General features: G+C 68.7%; 22 protein-coding genes. 11 read left to right on the forward strand and 11 right to left on the reverse strand.

What is annotated here, in order from left to right; all coding sequences use genetic code 11:
* Positions 1-77: 77 nt before the first annotated feature.
* Together BST14_RS20765 and BST14_RS20770 are read right to left on the reverse strand one after the other, a co-directional pair.
* Positions 78-743, reverse strand: coding sequence for a DedA family protein (locus tag BST14_RS20765; RefSeq protein WP_083066246.1), 666 nt, complete (start codon positions 741-743; stop codon positions 78-80).
* Positions 744-746: 3 nt separating this feature from the next.
* Positions 747-1,589, reverse strand: coding sequence for an SGNH/GDSL hydrolase family protein (locus BST14_RS20770; RefSeq protein ID WP_083066247.1), 843 nt, complete (start codon positions 1,587-1,589; stop codon positions 747-749).
* A 50-nt stretch (positions 1,590-1,639) separates the two neighbouring features.
* Between BST14_RS20770 and BST14_RS20775 the strand changes: the two genes are divergently transcribed.
* Positions 1,640-2,458: an IclR family transcriptional regulator gene (locus tag BST14_RS20775; RefSeq protein ID WP_083066248.1), complete on the forward strand. Its 819-nt coding sequence runs from the start codon at positions 1,640-1,642 to the stop codon at positions 2,456-2,458.
* Here BST14_RS20775 and phtC read toward each other — a convergent pair.
* Genes phtC through BST14_RS20800 form a run of 5 tightly spaced genes read right to left on the reverse strand, consistent with a single transcriptional unit; the run spans position 2,443 to position 6,095 of the window.
* The gene (gene phtC / locus BST14_RS20780) at positions 2,443-3,174 is read right to left on the reverse strand and encodes a 3,4-dihydroxyphthalate decarboxylase (RefSeq protein WP_083066249.1); all 732 of its coding nucleotides are present in this window, start codon (positions 3,172-3,174) and stop codon (positions 2,443-2,445) included. The genes BST14_RS20775 and phtC overlap by 16 nt on opposite strands.
* Positions 3,171-3,965, reverse strand: coding sequence for a 3-(cis-5,6-dihydroxycyclohexa-1,3-dien-1-yl)propanoate dehydrogenase (gene hcaB / locus BST14_RS20785; RefSeq protein ID WP_083066250.1), 795 nt, complete (start codon positions 3,963-3,965; stop codon positions 3,171-3,173). Before hcaB ends, phtC begins: the two co-directional genes overlap by 4 nt.
* A complete protein-coding gene (locus BST14_RS20790; RefSeq protein ID WP_083066251.1) occupies positions 3,962-4,228 on the reverse strand; it encodes a dihydrodiol dehydrogenase in 267 nt (88 codons plus the stop codon). Before BST14_RS20790 ends, hcaB begins: the two co-directional genes overlap by 4 nt.
* A complete protein-coding gene (locus tag BST14_RS20795; protein WP_083066252.1) occupies positions 4,225-4,752 on the reverse strand; it encodes a 3-phenylpropionate/cinnamic acid dioxygenase subunit beta in 528 nt (175 codons plus the stop codon). The genes BST14_RS20790 and BST14_RS20795 overlap by 4 nt, the downstream gene beginning before the upstream one ends.
* On the reverse strand, positions 4,749-6,095 hold the full coding sequence (locus BST14_RS20800; protein ID WP_083066253.1) for an aromatic ring-hydroxylating dioxygenase subunit alpha: 1,347 nt from the start codon (positions 6,093-6,095) through the stop codon (positions 4,749-4,751). The genes BST14_RS20795 and BST14_RS20800 overlap by 4 nt, the downstream gene beginning before the upstream one ends.
* Before the next feature lie 277 nt (positions 6,096-6,372).
* Between BST14_RS20800 and BST14_RS20805 the strand changes: the two genes are divergently transcribed.
* The 5 genes from BST14_RS20805 (at position 6,373) to BST14_RS20825 (ending at position 10,450) form a co-directional block, all read left to right on the forward strand.
* Entirely contained in the window at positions 6,373-7,344 is a 972-nt protein-coding gene (locus BST14_RS20805) for a Rieske (2Fe-2S) protein (RefSeq protein WP_083066254.1), read from the forward strand.
* A complete protein-coding gene (locus tag BST14_RS20810; RefSeq protein WP_083066255.1) occupies positions 7,341-7,826 on the forward strand; it encodes a hemerythrin domain-containing protein in 486 nt (161 codons plus the stop codon). Before BST14_RS20805 ends, BST14_RS20810 begins: the two co-directional genes overlap by 4 nt.
* Positions 7,827-7,891: 65 nt before the next feature.
* Positions 7,892-8,665 carry a protocatechuate 3,4-dioxygenase subunit beta gene (gene pcaH, locus BST14_RS20815; RefSeq protein ID WP_083066256.1) on the forward strand — a complete coding sequence of 258 codons (774 nt, stop codon included), beginning with the start codon at positions 7,892-7,894 and terminating at the stop codon, positions 8,663-8,665.
* Positions 8,658-9,227: a protocatechuate 3,4-dioxygenase subunit alpha gene (gene pcaG / locus BST14_RS20820; RefSeq protein ID WP_083066257.1), complete on the forward strand. Its 570-nt coding sequence runs from the start codon at positions 8,658-8,660 to the stop codon at positions 9,225-9,227. Before pcaH ends, pcaG begins: the two co-directional genes overlap by 8 nt.
* Entirely contained in the window at positions 9,224-10,450 is a 1,227-nt protein-coding gene (locus tag BST14_RS20825) for a lyase family protein (RefSeq protein WP_083066258.1), read from the forward strand. The genes pcaG and BST14_RS20825 overlap by 4 nt, the downstream gene beginning before the upstream one ends.
* On the opposite strand, the gene BST14_RS20830 is transcribed toward BST14_RS20825, so the two are convergent.
* The 3 genes from BST14_RS20830 to BST14_RS20840 all read right to left on the reverse strand — a co-directional run bounded on the left by BST14_RS20830 (position 10,441) and on the right by BST14_RS20840 (position 11,836).
* Positions 10,441-11,088 (reverse strand): TetR/AcrR family transcriptional regulator, encoded by a 648-nt coding sequence (locus BST14_RS20830; protein WP_083066259.1) that lies wholly within the window; start codon positions 11,086-11,088, stop codon positions 10,441-10,443. The two genes, BST14_RS20825 and BST14_RS20830, sit on opposite strands and share 10 nt — an antisense overlap.
* Before the next feature lie 97 nt (positions 11,089-11,185).
* Positions 11,186-11,449: an Rv2628 protein family gene (locus tag BST14_RS20835; RefSeq protein WP_083066260.1), complete on the reverse strand. Its 264-nt coding sequence runs from the start codon at positions 11,447-11,449 to the stop codon at positions 11,186-11,188.
* 177 nt (positions 11,450-11,626) lie between these two features.
* Positions 11,627-11,836, reverse strand: coding sequence for a hypothetical protein (locus BST14_RS20840; protein WP_211280778.1), 210 nt, complete (start codon positions 11,834-11,836; stop codon positions 11,627-11,629).
* Positions 11,837-12,157: 321 nt separating this feature from the next.
* Between BST14_RS20840 and fdxA the strand changes: the two genes are divergently transcribed.
* The 5 genes from fdxA to BST14_RS20865 all read left to right on the forward strand — a co-directional run bounded on the left by fdxA (position 12,158) and on the right by BST14_RS20865 (position 14,989).
* Positions 12,158-12,505 carry a ferredoxin gene (gene fdxA, locus BST14_RS20845; RefSeq protein ID WP_083066262.1) on the forward strand — a complete coding sequence of 116 codons (348 nt, stop codon included), beginning with the start codon at positions 12,158-12,160 and terminating at the stop codon, positions 12,503-12,505.
* An 87-nt stretch (positions 12,506-12,592) separates the two neighbouring features.
* Complete coding sequence (locus BST14_RS20850) at positions 12,593-13,219, forward strand: helix-turn-helix transcriptional regulator (RefSeq protein ID WP_245845576.1); 627 nt, start codon at positions 12,593-12,595, stop codon at positions 13,217-13,219.
* Positions 13,216-13,635, forward strand: a complete 420-nt coding sequence (locus tag BST14_RS20855; RefSeq protein ID WP_083066264.1) for a hypothetical protein — start codon at positions 13,216-13,218, stop codon at positions 13,633-13,635. Before BST14_RS20850 ends, BST14_RS20855 begins: the two co-directional genes overlap by 4 nt.
* Positions 13,636-13,684: 49 nt before the next feature.
* Positions 13,685-14,029 (forward strand): cupin domain-containing protein, encoded by a 345-nt coding sequence (locus BST14_RS20860; protein ID WP_083066265.1) that lies wholly within the window; start codon positions 13,685-13,687, stop codon positions 14,027-14,029.
* A 3-nt stretch (positions 14,030-14,032) separates the two neighbouring features.
* Complete coding sequence (locus BST14_RS20865) at positions 14,033-14,989, forward strand: NAD(P)H-dependent flavin oxidoreductase (RefSeq protein WP_083066266.1); 957 nt, start codon at positions 14,033-14,035, stop codon at positions 14,987-14,989.
* Here BST14_RS20865 and BST14_RS20870 read toward each other — a convergent pair.
* A complete protein-coding gene (locus BST14_RS20870; RefSeq protein WP_083066267.1) occupies positions 14,970-15,668 on the reverse strand; it encodes a helix-turn-helix transcriptional regulator in 699 nt (232 codons plus the stop codon). The genes BST14_RS20865 and BST14_RS20870 overlap by 20 nt on opposite strands.
* Positions 15,669-15,701 lie beyond the last annotated feature (33 nt).

The raw sequence follows: 15,701 nt of genomic DNA on the forward strand, positions 1-15,701 counted from the left end.
TCGCCGTCGTCTACCGCGGCGCAGCAGTCCTACGCGCCATCACCCTCTGGCTACCCCATTTGTCAGACACGCCCTAGTCAGACGCTGTCCGGCGCGGTGGTGCCGGCCTTGCGGTAATGCTCGGCCTCCAGTTCGGCGATCATCCGGGATGTGCGTTCCCGCAACAGGATTGCGGCGGTCAGCCCTGCCGCGACGGCGATCACCAGCCCGATCCAGGAGAACCGTTCCAGCCAGCGTTCGGCGGCGATCCCGGCGAAGTACACCAGTGCGGTCGTGCCGCCCGCCCAGCAGATGGCGCCCGAGACGTTGGCCGCCAGGAACCGGGGGTAGTGCATCTTCAGCGCCCCCGCCAACGGCCCGGCCAAGATCCGCAGCAGCGCGATGAAGCGGCCCAGGAAGACGGCCCGAACACCCCAGCGGTTGAACAGCTTTTCGGCGAGCGCGACGTGCCCCGGACCGAAGTGTTTGGGGAACCGGCGCCCCAGCCGGTCGAAAAGCGGCATGCCGAACCGGCGGCCGATCGCGTAACCGATCGAATCGCCGACCACCGCGCCGATCACCGCGGCGATGCCGACCCCCAGCGGATTGACGGCCAGGTCGTGGTGCGACGACATCAGCGCCGCGGTGACAAGGACGATCTCACCCGGCAGCGGAATGCCCAGGCTCTCCATCCCCACCACACCGCCGACCACCAGGTAGACCGCGAGCGGCGGAATCGAGTGCAGCAGGGGCTCCAGATCCATGCGTCAAGAATGCCTGACCGACCGCGGATCCGCGGCTTGAGGTGCGCGGTCGAACCGGCTCGGCGTGTTTAGCCCCGACAGGCGCGGGCGCTTGGGTTCGCGCCCGTCGTAGGACGAGAGGCCGCGCAGCCGGCGCCAGATCCACGGAAAGAAACTGTCCTGCGCCCAGCGCAACTGATCGTACGTGCCGGCCGTTAGCGAGCGCCGGGCGGGGTCGGGGCAGCCGAGCGCCCAATCATGGTTGCTGCCAGGCAAATTGAGGGATTCGGCGGCCGCATCGGCGAACAGGATGTGCCCCTTGGTCGATGCGTGCACCCGGTCGACGGCCCAGGTGTCCAGCTCGCGCATCGAGGGCGCGTTGTACAGGTCGACGAGCGCGAACCCGTAGCGGTGGGCGGCGCCGGTGATCGCCGCGTTGATGCGGGCAAGCCGCCCCGCCACCAGCCGCCCCAGCGGCAGGAATTGGGCGACGTTCGGGAAGGTCGTGGTCACCACCGTCGCCCCCGATTCGGCCAGCGCGGCGTAGACCTGTTCGAGGTCGGCCAGGGCGGGACCGAACGATCGCCCGGGCTGGATGACGTCGTTCATCCCGGCGCACACGGTGATCAGATCGGGGCGCATCGCCAGCGCCTGCGGCACCTGCTCGGTGAGCACGTGATTGATCCGTGTACCGCGGATGGCCAGGTTCGCGTACTGCAGGCCGGGATAGAGCGAATCGACCCGCGCGGCGAGGCGGTCGGCGAATCCGAGCAGGCCGACGGTGTCGTCGCCGTCCCACAGGCCCTCGGTCTGGCTGTCGCCGAGGGCGACGTAACGGCGGTATCCAGCACGAACAGCCCCGCTCACGCAGCCGAGAATAACCCGAATCAGCGCCCACAACTGGTTACCGTGGACCTATGCCACACAAGCGTGAGCGGGGCGCGGGGGACGCCGCGGCGGCGCCGGCCGCCGATTCGCTTGCGCCGCAGTACCCGATCGAGTCGGTGGACAACGCACTCAAGCTGTTGCTGCTGTTGGGCGAGCGGCCCCAGATCCGGTTGAGCGAGGCGACGCGCTATCTGGGCGTGGCGTCGTCGACCGCGCATCGCTTGCTGGCGATGCTGGCCTATCGCGGGTTCGTCCGGCAAGACCCGGTGTCCAAGGCGTACCTGCCCGGCCCGTCGTTGACCGGGGTGGCATTCGCCATCTTCGGTCGCATCGACATCGCCCGATCCGCCGCGCCCGTCATGCGCAGCCTCAGCGAACAGCTGCGCGAGACGGTTCATGTCGGAATGCTGGACGGGACCAGTGTCCGGTTCGTCGCCGCGGTCGAGGGGCCGGCCGCGGTGCGGGTGGCGTCGCGGCTGGGCCGTGCCATGCCGGCCCATTGCACGTCGACGGGCAAGGTCATGCTGGCCCAGTTGTCGCCACCGGAGGTGCGTGCGTTGTTGCCGCGCGAGCAGCTCAAGCGGATCACCTCGCATTCGATCGGCAGCCGGACCAAGTTGGAAGCCGAGCTTGCCGGGATCCGCGAGCGGGGCTACGCCACCAACTCCGAAGAGAGCGAGGAAGGCGTCGCCTCGGTCGCCGTGCCGATCCCGACCCGCGCGCCCGGGCTGCGGCTCGCGCTCAACGCCGCGGCGCCGCAAAACCGGCTGGATGCCTCCCGGTATCCCAGCGTGGCCGCCGCACTTGCGGCGGCCGCCAAGGAGATTGGCGATCAGCTCGGCTGCTGACCGTCCAGGCGTGCCACTTCGTGCCTCCAGGCCGCCTCGGCGGTGAACGCGGATCCCAAGTCCGGCAGGTCATCCCAGTCCGCGTCGTCGATGTCGCGCAGCGTGCCCCCGGCCGCGCGGACCCGCAACGACATCCGGGCCAGTGCGTCGAGGCTGATCGCCTGCAGCACCGCCTGCGCCACGGTGGCGGCGGCGCTGGTGATTCCGTGCCCCCGGCAGATCACCACCGGGCGGCCGCGCATCGCCGCGACCATCTCCTTGCCCAGGCGCGAATTCCGGATCAGCACCGCGCGTTCGTAGACGGGGACGCCGCCGCGCGCCAGCCAGGCGCCGGGAATGTCGTACGCACCGTAGACGGGCCGGATCGTGATGCCGGCCAGGTCGGCGGCGACCACGGCCGGTGGGTGCAGGTGCGCGACGGCCGCGTGCGCCGGATCGGCCAGCATCGTCTCGACGTGGATCGGCAGTTCGTTGGGGACCCGGTAGCCGTCCAATTCCCCTGGGGCGCCGGCGGTTCCATCGAACGTGATGAGCCGGATGTCGCCGGGACGGGTGAACGCCACCCCGGTGTCGGCATCGCTTCGGCAGCGCACCAGCAGGTGCTCGTCGTCGACCCGCAGGCCCAGGTGGCCGAGGATACCGTCCACCAGACCGCGGGCCGCGGCCACGCGGCAGCCCTGCGCCACCACGGCCCGTAGCTCGTCAAGGTCCGTCATCGCGGTGCGCCCAACCCGAATCCGCCGTCCGGCCGGACGGTTTCGCCGGTGATGCCGCGGGACCGTTCGGATGCCAGAAACACGTAACTGAACGCGTGGTCCTCGCCGGTGAGCGCGACCCGCAGGGGAGTGCGCGCGGCGATTTCGCTCGCCCGGTCCGCGCTGTCGTCCAGCCGGGTCGCGTCGAGCCCCAGGCTGGACAGGCCGCGCAGGTCGGTGTTCAACGTGCCGCCGGGTGCCACTCCGTTCACCCGGATCTCCGGCGCCAGCTCGTGCGCCAGCGCCGAAACCAGGCCGCGCACAGCGAATTTCGACGACACGTAGAGCACCCCGCCGCGCCCCGGGTAGAACGACGACGCGGACTCCGTCAGCACGATCGAGGATCCCGGCGCGGCGCGCAGTGCCGGGATTGCCGCCTTGACCGATTGCACATGGCTGAGCACATTCGTGCGAAACATCTCGTCGAACGCGTCGGAGAGCGCGTCGGCCTCGATGTCGCCCACGCCCCGGTAAAAGTCGAACACCCCGACGCAGTTGACCAGGGTGTCCAGGCCACCGAAGGTCTCCACCGCGGCGGCGACGGCCCGGTCGTTGGCCTCGCGGGTGGTGGCGTCGCCCTCGATCACCGGCACCTGCGGCAACCGCTGGCGCAGCGCGTCACACTTGATCGGATCACGTTCCAGCACAGCAACATTCGCTCCCTCGACGCTGAAGGCCGCCACCACGGCCCGGCCGATCCCGGAACCGGCGCCCACGACCAGGGCGCGTCGACCTTCCAGCCAGCCGGTCACGGCCGGGGTTCGCCGTCGTCGGGCAGCAGTGGCGCGTGCGCATTGCCGACCATGGCGGCCAGGGTACGGGGGTTCTGCCAGGTCAGTGCCTCGACCTCGAGTGCGTCCAGGGTGATCCACTGGCCGGATCTGGGTGCGCTGATCAATAGCCGCGACCCGTTGCGGGTGTCGACCCGGCGCACCACGACCTCAGTGAATTCGTTTGCGACGCTGATCGGTTCGCCGACCGCGCCGTCGAGCAGCCGCTGCAGCTCGTCGTTCATAAAAACACCGCCAGATTCTGCATTCGTAGCACCGACTCGTCGGCGATGATCCTGCGCCGGGCCAGCTTCCAGCGATCGCCGCACCGGCGCAGTACGTCCCGGCGCCCGCACGACAGCAGGGCGCCGTCGTTGACGTCGCCGCGGCTGCGGAACAGCAGCTCGGCCGATTCGACGAGCAGGTGCACTGTGTCTTCTGGGTCGTCGGGCTCAAAGGTGCGCACGTTGGTGATGAAGTGACGCAGCCGCGACGGTGGGTCCTCGGCCCACGCGTGCTCGGTGCCCATTCGCGCGACCCGCTGGCTCAGCGAGTACTTGTCCTCGTCGAAGTGGTCCATGCCCGGTGACGTATCGTACCCGGCGCCGCGTGCGGTCGTGACGCGCACCGGCATGACGTAGCGGACGTCGTCGGTCAGGGTGTCCAGCCACGCCTCATAGTGCTGGGCGTCGAGCAGGTATGCCTCGTCCACTAGGAACTGATGCGCCTCGAGATGACGAAGATCGTTGAACGGCAGGGGATTTGTCATGCCGGCACCCGCCGCAGATAGTCGGCCCACATGTTCAGCAACGCTCGCTGATTGTGCTCGTTGTAGCCGACCTGCGCGCGGCCGGGCCCGTGGAATGCGCTGGGCGGCAACGCCTCGATGACCGGGCGGTCGTCGGCGAGCAGACCCATCCGGCTGTTCAGCAGCAGCCGGCGCGCCATGGAACCGCCCGCGGTGGTGGTCAGCGACACCCAGTTCTCCACGTCGTCTTGTTCGAACATGCCGGTCGACCCGAAGCACATCAGATACGCCCTGTACGAGTCTTGTTTGTACTGCGGGGGAGCCGCGGAATCCACCGCGAACCACGAGCACACCTCGGTCTCGTTCGCGCTGATCGGCTGCCACAACCGGATGGAGATGAACGGCAGCACCTGATCCTCCCGGTCGTGCACCTTGGGCCAGTTGTGCACGAAGCTGAGGTTGGGAAAGCACGTGGCGGCCGAGACCATGAATCCGTCCTCGCCTACCACCCGTTGCTGCTGGGGTGTCCAGACGCCCTTGATCCGGCCGATCATGTCGTCGGGGTAGCCGACGTAGCGCATCCGTTCCTCGAAGCCGCCCGGTGGAAGTTTGTAGGTGGTGCCGCCGCCGCGGTGGGCCCAATACGTGGCGCCGTCCTTGCGCTTCTGCGCTTTCGGCTCCCGAAACAGCCCGATGTCGACGATGGACGCGTGGGTATGCGGGGTGTGGTACATGTCGCCGGCGAAGTTCTCCGCGCCGATCTTCCAGTTGGCCTTGATCCGCCAGCGTTGCGGCCCGCGCACCTCGACGCCCCCGGCGCTTTGCTTGGTGTAGTAGTCCAGATAGAACTTGAAGTCGCCGAGGAAGTCGTCCAACGGTTCGGCAGCCGGATCCATGCTGATGAACAGCAGGCCGTTGTAGCTCGCGAAATTCGGTGCGGGCAAAAGGGTTTGGTCCCTGGGGAAGCCCTCGTCGCCGCCATAGGCCTCCCGGTGAAACGGCAACCCGGTGAGCCGGCCGTCGTTGCGGTAGGTCCAGCCGTGGTAGGGACAGCGGAAGTTGGAGGCGTTTCCCATCTCCGCGCGACAGACTTGCATTCCGCGATGCAGGCACATATTGAACAGGGCCCGCACGGTGCCTTCCGAATCGCGGGTGATGACGAACGAGTCGTCGAGCACGCGGCGCACCATGTAGTCGCCGTCCTGGCCGATCTCCGATTCGTGCCCCACGAACGTCCACGTCCGGCTGAACAGCCGCTGTTTCTCCAGCGCGAACAGTTCCTGGTCGTTGTAGATGTAGGCGGGGATCAGCCCGCGGCGCACGTTCTCGAACACGTCGACCAAGTCGACGCACCGGTCGGCCATTGCGCATTCTCTCTGATCTACAGAAATAGTCTCCGCTTAGTAGAGTCTCGCAGTCGAGGGCGCCGGTCAACCACCAGGCAGCTGCGTCACCAGGTTTCTACAAGAATGCTTGGTGCCATTTCACAGGCTGTACACAACGGCACGGCAGGAGCGCGCGGCTACGGTGGTTCACGACAGCCACTCCGCGCCTGTGAGCGCGGCGTAAACAACGGGTAATCATTCGGTTCTGCGGTGATTAGCCGTTGTTTTCTACTGATTTGAGGAAGGAACGGGTGCCATGGTGGGTCGGCCACGAGGGGGTCGATTGCAGCGGGTCGGATCGAGGGTCCTGGCCGCTATCGGTCGCCAGGAGTGGATCGATCGACCGAGCTATCGGTTCGAACACCTGCTCAGCTTCGCCTACAACGGGCTGGGCGGCGCCCGCAACACCGTCACCAACGCACTCAACGGGGTCTGGTTGGGGCACCCGGTGCACCCGCCGCTGGCGTCGCTGACCAGTGGCGCCCTGGGGACGACGGTGGCGCTCGACGCGCTGAGCATCCTGCCCGGCCAGCCGGCGTCCGAGGTCGTCGACGCCTCGCGATTCGCGTCGCGCGCGCTGGGGGTGGGCATCCTGGCGAGCCTGGGCTCGGCCGTCACCGGTGTCACCGACTGGCAGCACACCCACGAGCAGGACCGCCGGGTCGGTGCGGTGCACGGCCTGGTGAACGTGGCCGCCACGGCGCTGTACGTGCAGTCGTGGTGGGACCGGCGCCAGGGGCGCCACGGTCGCGGCATCGTGCTCACCGCCCTGGGCTACGCCATCACCGTCGCCGGCAGCTACCTGGGGGGTGCGCTGGTCTTCGAGTCCGGGATCGGCATCGACCAGTCGGGTCCGCGGCTGCGCACCTCGACCTGGACGCCGGTGCTACCCGCGAGTTCGTTGAACGGCAAGCCGGTGCGCGTCGAGGTCGACGGAGTGGGCCTGGTGGTCTGCCAAACCAAACCCGGTGAGGTCGCGGCGTACGGCGAATTCTGTCCGCACCTGGCCGCGCCGATGGCCGACGGCTGGATCGACCGAGGCCGGCTGGTTTGCCCCTGGCACGGTTCATGGTTCGCGGCCGAGTCCGGAGAGGTGGTGCGCGGGCCGGCCGCTGCGCCGCTGCCGTGCTACGAGGCCCGGTTGGTCGACGGAGTGGTCGAAGTCCGCGGCGAGCGACAGCCCGCTCCCGGCGGCGCGGTAGGGATCGCAAAAGGAGAAGTCAATTGAACGCCTACGACGTCTTGAAAGAGCACCACATCGTGATCAAGGGCCTCGGCCGCAAGATCAGCGATGCACCGGTGAATTCCGAAGAGCGGCATGCCCTTTTCGATGACCTGCTGGTCGAGCTCGACATTCACTTCCGCATCGAGGACGACCTGTACTACCCGGCGCTCAAGGATGCCAGCAAGCTGATCGCGGTCGCCCATGCCGAGCACCGGCAGGTGGTCGACCAGCTCTCGGTGCTGCTGAAAACCCCGCAGAGCGCGTCCAACTACTCCGACGAGTGGAACTCGTTCAAGACCGTCCTGGAGGCGCACGCCGACGAAGAGGAACGCGACATGATCCCGGCTCCGCCGGAGGTGCAGATCACCGACGCCGAGCTCGAGGAGCTGGGCAACAAGATGGCCGCCAGGATCGAGCAATACCGCGGCTCGGCGCTGCACCGCCTGCGGACCAAGGGCCGCGCGGCATTGGTGCGCGCCCTGTAACGTCTGGTGGGCCACATCGCCCGCTTACGGGATTCGGTGGGCGACCGAGAGTAGCCTCACGGCACATGGACGCCGAGCGTGTCGCCTCTCAGGCTGACATCACGGCAGAGATCGCCCGCATCGCAGCGCAATACCGGGCCACCGGCTCGGCAGCGGAGCAACACGGGCAGCCGCGGCTCGACTATCCGCCGTACCGCAGCACGATGCTGCGCCATCCGAAGCGACCCCCGGTGCTCGCCGATCCCGAGGGCGTCGAGCGCTGGGCACCGTGCTTCGGACACCGAGACGTCGACCCACTCGACGCCGACCTGACGGCCGGCCATGCGGGCGAGCCGGTCGGCGAGCGCGTCGTGGTCGCCGGGCGCGTCCTCGACGCCTCCGGCCGGGCGGTCGCGGGCCAGCTGGTCGAGATCTGGCAGGCCAACGCCGCCGGCCGCTACCGCCACCAGCGCGACCGGCACCCGGCGCCGCTGGACCCGAACTTCACCGGCGCCGGCCGCTGCCTGACCGGGCCGGACGGCAGCTACCGGTTTCTGACCGTCAAGCCCGGCCCGTACCCATGGCGCAACCACCACAACGCGTGGCGCCCGGCGCACATCCATTTCTCGGTCTTCGGAACGGCTTTCACCCAGCGCCTGGTCACCCAGATGTACTTCCCCGGTGACCCGATGTTCGAGCTGGACCCGATCTTGCAGTCGGTCCTCGATCCCGCCGCACGCCGACGACTGATCGCCCGCTACGACCACGACCTCACCGAGCCGGAGTTCGCCACCGGATATCGGTGGGACATCGTGCTGGCCGGCGGTGCTCGGACGCCGACGGAGGACGAGCATGACTGAATTGCCTTGCACGCCAGGGCAAACCGTCGGCCCCTTCTTCGACTTGGGATTGCCGTATGCCGGTGACAACCTGATGGTCGACGATACTCACCCGGGCGCCATCCGGCTGCGCGGCGCCGTGTACGACGGGGCCGGTGTCGCCGTCGTCGACGCACTGGTGGAGCTCTGGCAACTCGACACCGCGGGACACGTTGCGCGGCAAGCCGGTTCGCTGCGCCGCAAGCAGGACGCAGCACCGTTCACCGGATGGGGGCGCTGCGCGACGGACGCCGACGGCAACTACTCCTTCACCACGCTGAGACCTGGTCCGGCGGCCGCCGGGCGACCGCCGTTCTTCGCGCTCACCGTGTTCGCGCGGGGACTGCTGAACCGGCTGTTCACCCGGGCCTACCTGCCCGGCGCCGACCCGCACGCCGATCCGCTGCTGGCGGCGGTCGCCGCCGAACGCCGGCCCTCCTTGCTGTGTGTCGCCGAAAACGGAGGCACCGCTTACCGATTCGACATCCATTTGCAGGGTCCGGCCGAGACCGTGTTCCTGGAGTACTCCGAAGGCGCGCGATGACCAACCTGTTGTGGCCCGGAGACCATCGCGCCGGCGAGCACCTGACCGATGCGGCCCTGCTGGGATCGATGGTCGCCACGGAATCGGCGTGGCTGAGCGCCCTGGCGGCCGCCGGGCTGGCGCCGGCCGCGTGCGCGGCGGCGGACCTGTCGGAACTGGTCGCGCACCACGATTGTGCGGCCCTCGCCGTCAGCGCCGAGGGCGGCGGCAACCCGGTCATACCGCTGGTGAAGCTGCTACGCCAGCGGGCCGAACCGGCCGTCGCGCCCTGGATTCACCGCGGACTCACCAGCCAGGACGTCCTGGACACCGGCCTGATGCTGGCCGTGCGGGCGGCCGCCGACGACCTGAGAACCCAACTGGCTGAGCACATTTCCACATTATCCGAACTCGTCGCCCGGCACCGCGCCACGCCTATGGTGGCCCGCACCCTCACCCAGCACGCCGCACCCACCACGTTCGGCGCCAAGGCCGCCGCCTGGCTTGATGCGACCGTCGACGCATTCGAGCGGGTGGCCGCGCTCACCACACCCGTCCAGATCGGCGGCGCCGCAGGAACATTGGCCGCAGCGACGGAGCTGGCGGCGTCGCTCACCGGTACCACCGACCCGGCCGGTGTCGCACTGCAACTGGTCAAAAGCACCGCGACCGCATTGGGTTTGGCTAACCGGCCCGCGTGGCACACCGCCCGCGCCCCCGTCACCGCGGCCGCCGACGCCTTTGTCGGCTGCACCGACTGTTGGGGCCGCATCGCCTCCGACATCGTCACCCTGGCCCGCCCGGAGATCGCCGAACTCGGCGAGCCGGCCGCGGAGGGCCGCGGCGGCTCGTCGTCGATGCCGCACAAGCGAAACCCGGTGCTGTCCATCCTGATTCGCCGTGCCGCCATCGCGGCACCCCCGTTGGCCGCGACGGTGCACACCGCGGCGGCGCTAACCGACGACGAGCGGCCCGACGGGGCTTGGCACGCCGAATGGGACACCCTGCGCACGCTGGGCCGGCGCACCCTCGTCGCGGCATCCCACGGTGGCGAGCTGCTCGCGGGGCTGACCGTACACGCGCGGCGCATGGCCGAAAACCTGGCCGCCGCCGACGTTCTGGGGGAGCAGCGGGCGATCGCCGACCTGGTGAGCAAGGAGCCGTCCGCCACCTACTTCGGTGCGGCCGACCGGCTGATCGACCGGAGCCTCAGCCGTGCGGCACGGGCGCTCGCTCAGCGCTGATAGATGCTGGCCAGCCAGATGTGCAGCAGGGTGTCGATCACCCGGTCTTCGGGGACGGCCTGATCCTCGGCGGTGAACGCGGCGGCCATCATCCGCTCGCTCAACATGTTGAGCGCCACCGACAGATCCGCGGCCGGGATGGTGTCGGGTGCGGCGCCGCGGCCGCGCTCGGCCCTGATCGCGATGGTGGTGTAGGCGATCCACCTGCTCATGAGCGCCGACCACAGCTGGCGCACCTCGGGGTTGGTCGCCTTGGCCGCCGCACCCGCGACGGCGACCGCCCGGTGCGATCCGGATACCTCGAAGAACGATTCGATGCGCGCCCGCCAGATCGCTTCGGGGTCACCGGATGACACCACTTCGAGCGCCCCCAACGCGGCCTGCGCCTTGCCGTTCATCTGGTCGAGCAGCGAAAGCAGCACCGCGTTTTTGGACCGGAAATAGAAATAGAAGGTCGGCCGCGAGATGCCGGCGCCTTTTGCTAAGTCGTCGACGGAAAAGTCGGCCAGCGGCCGCTGTTGCAACAGCCGCTCGGCCGTGGCAAGTATCGCCTGCTCGCGGTCGTCACCGGAGTGGGGCGACGGCCGGCGGCCCCGCGAGGCCTGCGGATACTTTGTTTGTGTCGGAAGGTCGGACACGCCCGCTACTGTTGGGCACGTCGATATACGTCAACAAAACTGTTGATGAAAACCAGCAATAATGTCGATTAAGAACGGCGCTTTGCTGGACGACTTCTCAGTCGGCCACCGCGATCTCGATGGACAAGCACTCGCTGAGCGCGTGCGCGGCCGCCCAGTCGCCGCCGCACACCGCGCGCTCGAGCTCGTCGACCAACGGGCTATCGGCGCCCAAGTCGGCCAGCCACGCCGCCACGGTCGCCGTGATCTGGTGCGCGGGCACCCGGGCGATGTGTCCCGTGTGGAGGCGGTCGGTCAGCTGGTAGATCGTGGCCGTCGGCCTGCGCTGCGGCCAATGAACCATCCATTTCGGTGAATTCATCGTCCCCTCCCCGCTAGCGTCAACGACCCGTCCGGCCCCGGCGGCGCGTTCCGCTCTAGCGCACAATAGTACGTCTGTACCAAAGCGGTGGTCGGTATTTCGGCCGCGAGAAATCGCGTTTTTTCCAGGTTTTTGGTCATCGGATCGCCTACCAGGCCCTCCGGAAAAACGGGCCGATCAACGCCGCGCCATCGGGGCGCGGCCGCGGGCCATGATGCGTTCCAAGACACTGTGGGACAGGTCGCCGTCGTTGGCGACCCGGGCGAGACCGCGCCGTCGCAGGAACACGTCGAGGCGTCGATCCGGTGACCAATCGGCATAGATCGACCCGAGGTAATTCGACTGCAGGAAATCCGACGCGAGCGCGTCGAGGTCGGACTCCGTCAACAACGGTGGGGTAGCACCCATAGCCGGCAATCTCCTTTGGTCTCCCCGCAACTGCCGCAGTCAAGTTACGTCAGGGGGCGTCACTAAACCGTCACGCACAGATTGCGGAACGGGCCCAAAGTCGCCGGGGGCACAAAGGCGAAGGTCGAAGCCGTGCGGTGAGTGTCGGGCGGTACCCGAGGGCGCCGGTTTGTGGGCGACGATGGCCAGTGCGCACCTACTCGTTGACCTGGCATCAGATCTCCTGTCGTGCAGGGCTTTCCAAGGGGTTTCCGGCCTGCGCCCTACTTTGTACAAGTAAAGTTGTGTAAACTCTGGCGCATGACCTACGTGATCGGGAAGCCATGCATCGACGTAATGGACCGCGCCTGCGTCGACGAATGCCCGGTGGATTGCATTTACGAAGGCGGCCGGGCGTTTTACATTCATCCCGACGAGTGTGTCGATTGCGGCGCGTGTGAACCGGTCTGTCCGGTGGAAGCGATTTACTACGAAGATGACCTGCCCGAGGAGCTCAAGCCGCACCTGGCCGACAATGAGGCGTTCTTCACCGAGACGCTGCCGGGTCGCGACGCCCCATTGGGATCCCCGGGTGGGGCGGGCAAGCTCGGTCCGCTCGGTGTCGACACACTCCTGGTGGCGGGCCAGCCCAGTGCCACCGGGGCGTAACGCGCAAGAAGGGGGAGGGGCGCATTGAAGACGGGAAAGTCCCAGGACTCCTCGGGTGGGGAATCGGCCGGCCGGCGACGGGCCGTGATGCGGCTGCTGCGGGCCTCGACGGATCCGATGAGCATCGCCGGAATCACCGACGTGCTGGGTGTGCACCCCAACACCGTTCGCTTCCATCTCGACGGCCTGGTCGCGGACGGCCAGGTGGAGCTCGTCGAATTGGGCCGCAAGGGACCGGGCAGGCCGCCGTTGATGTTCCGGGCGGTCCGGCAGATGGATCGCGGCGGTACGCGGCACTATCGGCTGCTGGCCGAGATCCTGGCCACGGCCTTCGCCACCGAGCGTGATCCCGGGCTCAAGGCCCTGGCCGCGGGCCGCGCGTGGGGGCAGAAGATGGGTGCCGAACCGCACGCCGCGTCCGACGACCCCGACGCCGCCGAAGAGGCCATCGCCCGTCTGATCGACGTACTCGACGAACTCGGCTTCGCCCCCGAACGCCGGGTGAACAACGGAGCGCAGCAGGTCGGGTTGCGGCACTGCCCGTTTTTGGAATTGGCCGAAAACCGATCGAACGTGGTGTGCCCGGTGCATCTGGGCCTCATGCAGGGAGCCATGGAGACCTGGAAAGCGCCCGTCTCGGTGGACCGGCTCGACCCGTTCGTCGAGCCGGACCTGTGTCTGGCTCACCTTTCACTGCAAGGGGCGGCCAAATGAGCACTGGCACAGCGTTTGCCGTCGCGTTGACCTTCGTCTGGCTCGGCATGGTGTTGGCCATCTCGTTTTTGGAAGCCCCGCTGAAATTCCGGGCGCCCAACGTGACGTTGCAGATCGGACTCGGCATCGGGCGGTTGGTCTTTCGCGCGCTCAACACCGTCGAGGTGGCCTTCGCCCTCGTCATCGGGGCCATCGTGGTGGCCGGTCCCACCCGGGCGGGCGTCACGGTGGCCGTCGCCGTCGCCGCACTGGCCATCCAGCTGGTCGCGGTGCGTCCCGCGCTGACCCGTCGTGCGGACAAGGTGCTCGCCGGATCGGACGGACCGCGCTCGCGCGCCCACTACTTCTATGTCGCGCTGGAGGCGGTCAAGGTGGTCGCCCTCGTGGTGGCGGGGATACTGCTACTGAGCGGCTAGCTTGAAACCCTCGAGGCCCCAGGCGGCCTTGCAACCTCGAAGGACCGACATGGATTCCATCTCGCTGACCGACCTCGCGGCCGAAAAGATCGCCGAGGCCAAGCAATCGCACAGCGGACGCGCCGCCCACACCATCCACGGCGGTCACAGCCACGAGCTTCGCCAGACCTTACTGGCGCTGCTGGCCGGCCACGACCTGTCCGAACACGACAGCCCCGGTGAGGCGACCCTGCAGGTGCTGCAGGGCCATGTGCGGCTCACGACCGGCGACGAGGCCTGGGACGGCAAGGCCGGCGCATACGTCGCGATCCCCCCCGAACGGCACGCCCTGCACGCGGTCGAGGATTCGGTGGTCTTGCTGACCGTGCTCAAGACCATTCCGTCGGCGCACTAGCCGATGTTGTCGACACCCTGGTCAACCAGCTTCGGACTGCGGGTCCCCATCGTCAACGCCCCGATGGGCGGCGTCGCGGGTGGCCGCCTGGCCGCGGCGGTGACGGCGGCCGGCGGCCTCGGCATGGTCGGCATGGGCAGCGTCGCGACCCGAGGGCTACTGGCCGAGCAGCTTGCGCATGTCGAGGGCCGGTTCGGCATCGGCATGGTCGACTGGGTGATGCGCAACGAGGCCGGCCTGCTCGAGGACGCGCTGGCCGCCCGGCCCCTCCTGCTGTCGGTGAGCTTCGGCACCGAATGGTCGTGGGTCGCGAAGGCGCATGACGCCGGAATCCCAACGGTCACACAGGTTTACGACAGCGACGGGGCGCGCCGGGCCGCCGACGCGGGCGTCGACATTTTGGTTGCGCGCGGGTCCGAGGGCGGCGGGCACGGCGAGGACAAGCTGGGCCTGCTGCCGCTGCTGGACGCGGTGCTCGACGCCGTCTCGGTGCCGGTGCTGGCCGGTGGCGGTGTCGCCTCGGCGCGCAGCCTGGCCGCCGTGCTGGCCGCCGGCGCCAGCGGGGCGTGGGTGGGCACCCGGTTCTCGGCGTGTCCGGAGGCCTTGACCGGCGACCCGGGCCGCCGGGCCCTGGTCACCGCCACCCAAACCGACACCGCAGTCACCCGGGTTTTCGACGTCGCCAAGGGCCTGCCCTGGCCGGCGCGCTTCCCGTCGCGGGTGTTGGCCAACGACTTCGTCGAGCACTGGACGGGCCAGGAGGAAGCGCTGGACGCGGGCGCTTGTGACTTGCTGGCTGCCGCGATCGCCGCGGGGGATTGCCGGATCGCGCCGGTGGATGCCGGTCAGGGCGTGGGGATGATCCGCAACGACGCGTCGGTGGCCGACGTCATCGACGAGATGTGCACGGGCGCCGAGCAATTGCTGTCGCGCTGGGGGTCTACCGGCGGGCGGGCCTGAGCACGACGCAACAGCGGTCCCGGCCGGGACAGAGCCGCGCGTCGGGCCCGTGTGGTGCGAGCGCATCGGCCACGCCGGTGATCAGTGCGTGGTTCATGTTGCAGGCCAGCTCCGTCTGCTCCTGGGCCAACGCGTGGAACGGGCAATTGACGAGCTCGACCTCGCTGTTGGAAAAGCGCGGCTCGTAGCCGTACCGGCTGAGCAATCCGACCGCGCGCTGCAGCGCGGCCGCGGCGTCGGCGGGCGGTACGTCGCCGGCGCCGATCGACCGGCCGTATTCGTGGGCGACGCGGTTGAGGACCTCGGTGACCGGCTCCCCGGTGCCGGCCGAGCAAGCGATGGCCGTCGCCATCAAGCGCCCCGCCAGCTCGTACTCGCGCTGCGGAAGGCTGACCGCGATGTCGCGGCGCGCCCGGCGATACAGCTTGGCGGTCCGTCCGGCGCCGGGCCCGGAGCGGCCGGTCAGGCGCGCGTAATCGGTTTCCAGCAGGCCCTCGGCGGTGAGCCGGTCCAGGTGAAATTTGGCTTGGTGGTGGGGGATTCCCACGGCGTCGGCCGCCTGGTCGCGGCTCACGAGTCCCTGCTGGGCGCACACGAACTGATAGAGCCGCCGGCGCACCGGGTCGGCGAGCGCGCCGATGCCGGCGGCGTCGCGCTCGAGGGCGTCCGCGTGATCCACCTGACCACCATTTCTAACAGACAAAATGCTTGA

The sequence above is a fragment of the Mycobacterium arosiense ATCC BAA-1401 = DSM 45069 genome, from assembly GCF_002086125.1.
GTDB lineage: Bacteria > Actinomycetota > Actinomycetes > Mycobacteriales > Mycobacteriaceae > Mycobacterium > Mycobacterium arosiense.

What these genes read in the sequence shown, in the direction of transcription:
- BST14_RS20790 (WP_083066251.1), bottom strand. Translation starts at nt 4,228, where the DNA reads ATGAACGACGAGCTGCAGCGGCTGCTCGACGGCGCGGTCGGCGAACCG.
- BST14_RS20765 (WP_083066246.1), bottom strand. Translation starts at nt 743, where the DNA reads ATGGATCTGGAGCCCCTGCTGCACTCGATTCCGCCGCTCGCGGTCTAC.
- BST14_RS20825 (WP_083066258.1), top strand. Translation starts at nt 9,224, where the DNA reads ATGACCAACCTGTTGTGGCCCGGAGACCATCGCGCCGGCGAGCACCTG.
- pcaH (WP_083066256.1), top strand. Translation starts at nt 7,892, where the DNA reads ATGGACGCCGAGCGTGTCGCCTCTCAGGCTGACATCACGGCAGAGATC.
- BST14_RS20795 (WP_083066252.1), bottom strand. Translation starts at nt 4,752, where the DNA reads ATGACAAATCCCCTGCCGTTCAACGATCTTCGTCATCTCGAGGCGCAT.
- BST14_RS20865 (WP_083066266.1), top strand. Translation starts at nt 14,033, where the DNA reads ATGTTGTCGACACCCTGGTCAACCAGCTTCGGACTGCGGGTCCCCATC.
- BST14_RS20855 (WP_083066264.1), top strand. Translation starts at nt 13,216, where the DNA reads ATGAGCACTGGCACAGCGTTTGCCGTCGCGTTGACCTTCGTCTGGCTC.
- pcaG (WP_083066257.1), top strand. Translation starts at nt 8,658, where the DNA reads ATGACTGAATTGCCTTGCACGCCAGGGCAAACCGTCGGCCCCTTCTTC.
- BST14_RS20850 (WP_245845576.1), top strand. Translation starts at nt 12,593, where the DNA reads ATGCGGCTGCTGCGGGCCTCGACGGATCCGATGAGCATCGCCGGAATC.
- BST14_RS20800 (WP_083066253.1), bottom strand. Translation starts at nt 6,095, where the DNA reads ATGGCCGACCGGTGCGTCGACTTGGTCGACGTGTTCGAGAACGTGCGC.
- BST14_RS20775 (WP_083066248.1), top strand. Translation starts at nt 1,640, where the DNA reads ATGCCACACAAGCGTGAGCGGGGCGCGGGGGACGCCGCGGCGGCGCCG.
- fdxA (WP_083066262.1), top strand. Translation starts at nt 12,158, where the DNA reads ATGACCTACGTGATCGGGAAGCCATGCATCGACGTAATGGACCGCGCC.
- BST14_RS20805 (WP_083066254.1), top strand. Translation starts at nt 6,373, where the DNA reads ATGGTGGGTCGGCCACGAGGGGGTCGATTGCAGCGGGTCGGATCGAGG.
- BST14_RS20835 (WP_083066260.1), bottom strand. Translation starts at nt 11,449, where the DNA reads ATGAATTCACCGAAATGGATGGTTCATTGGCCGCAGCGCAGGCCGACG.
- phtC (WP_083066249.1), bottom strand. Translation starts at nt 3,174, where the DNA reads ATGACGGACCTTGACGAGCTACGGGCCGTGGTGGCGCAGGGCTGCCGC.
- BST14_RS20860 (WP_083066265.1), top strand. Translation starts at nt 13,685, where the DNA reads ATGGATTCCATCTCGCTGACCGACCTCGCGGCCGAAAAGATCGCCGAG.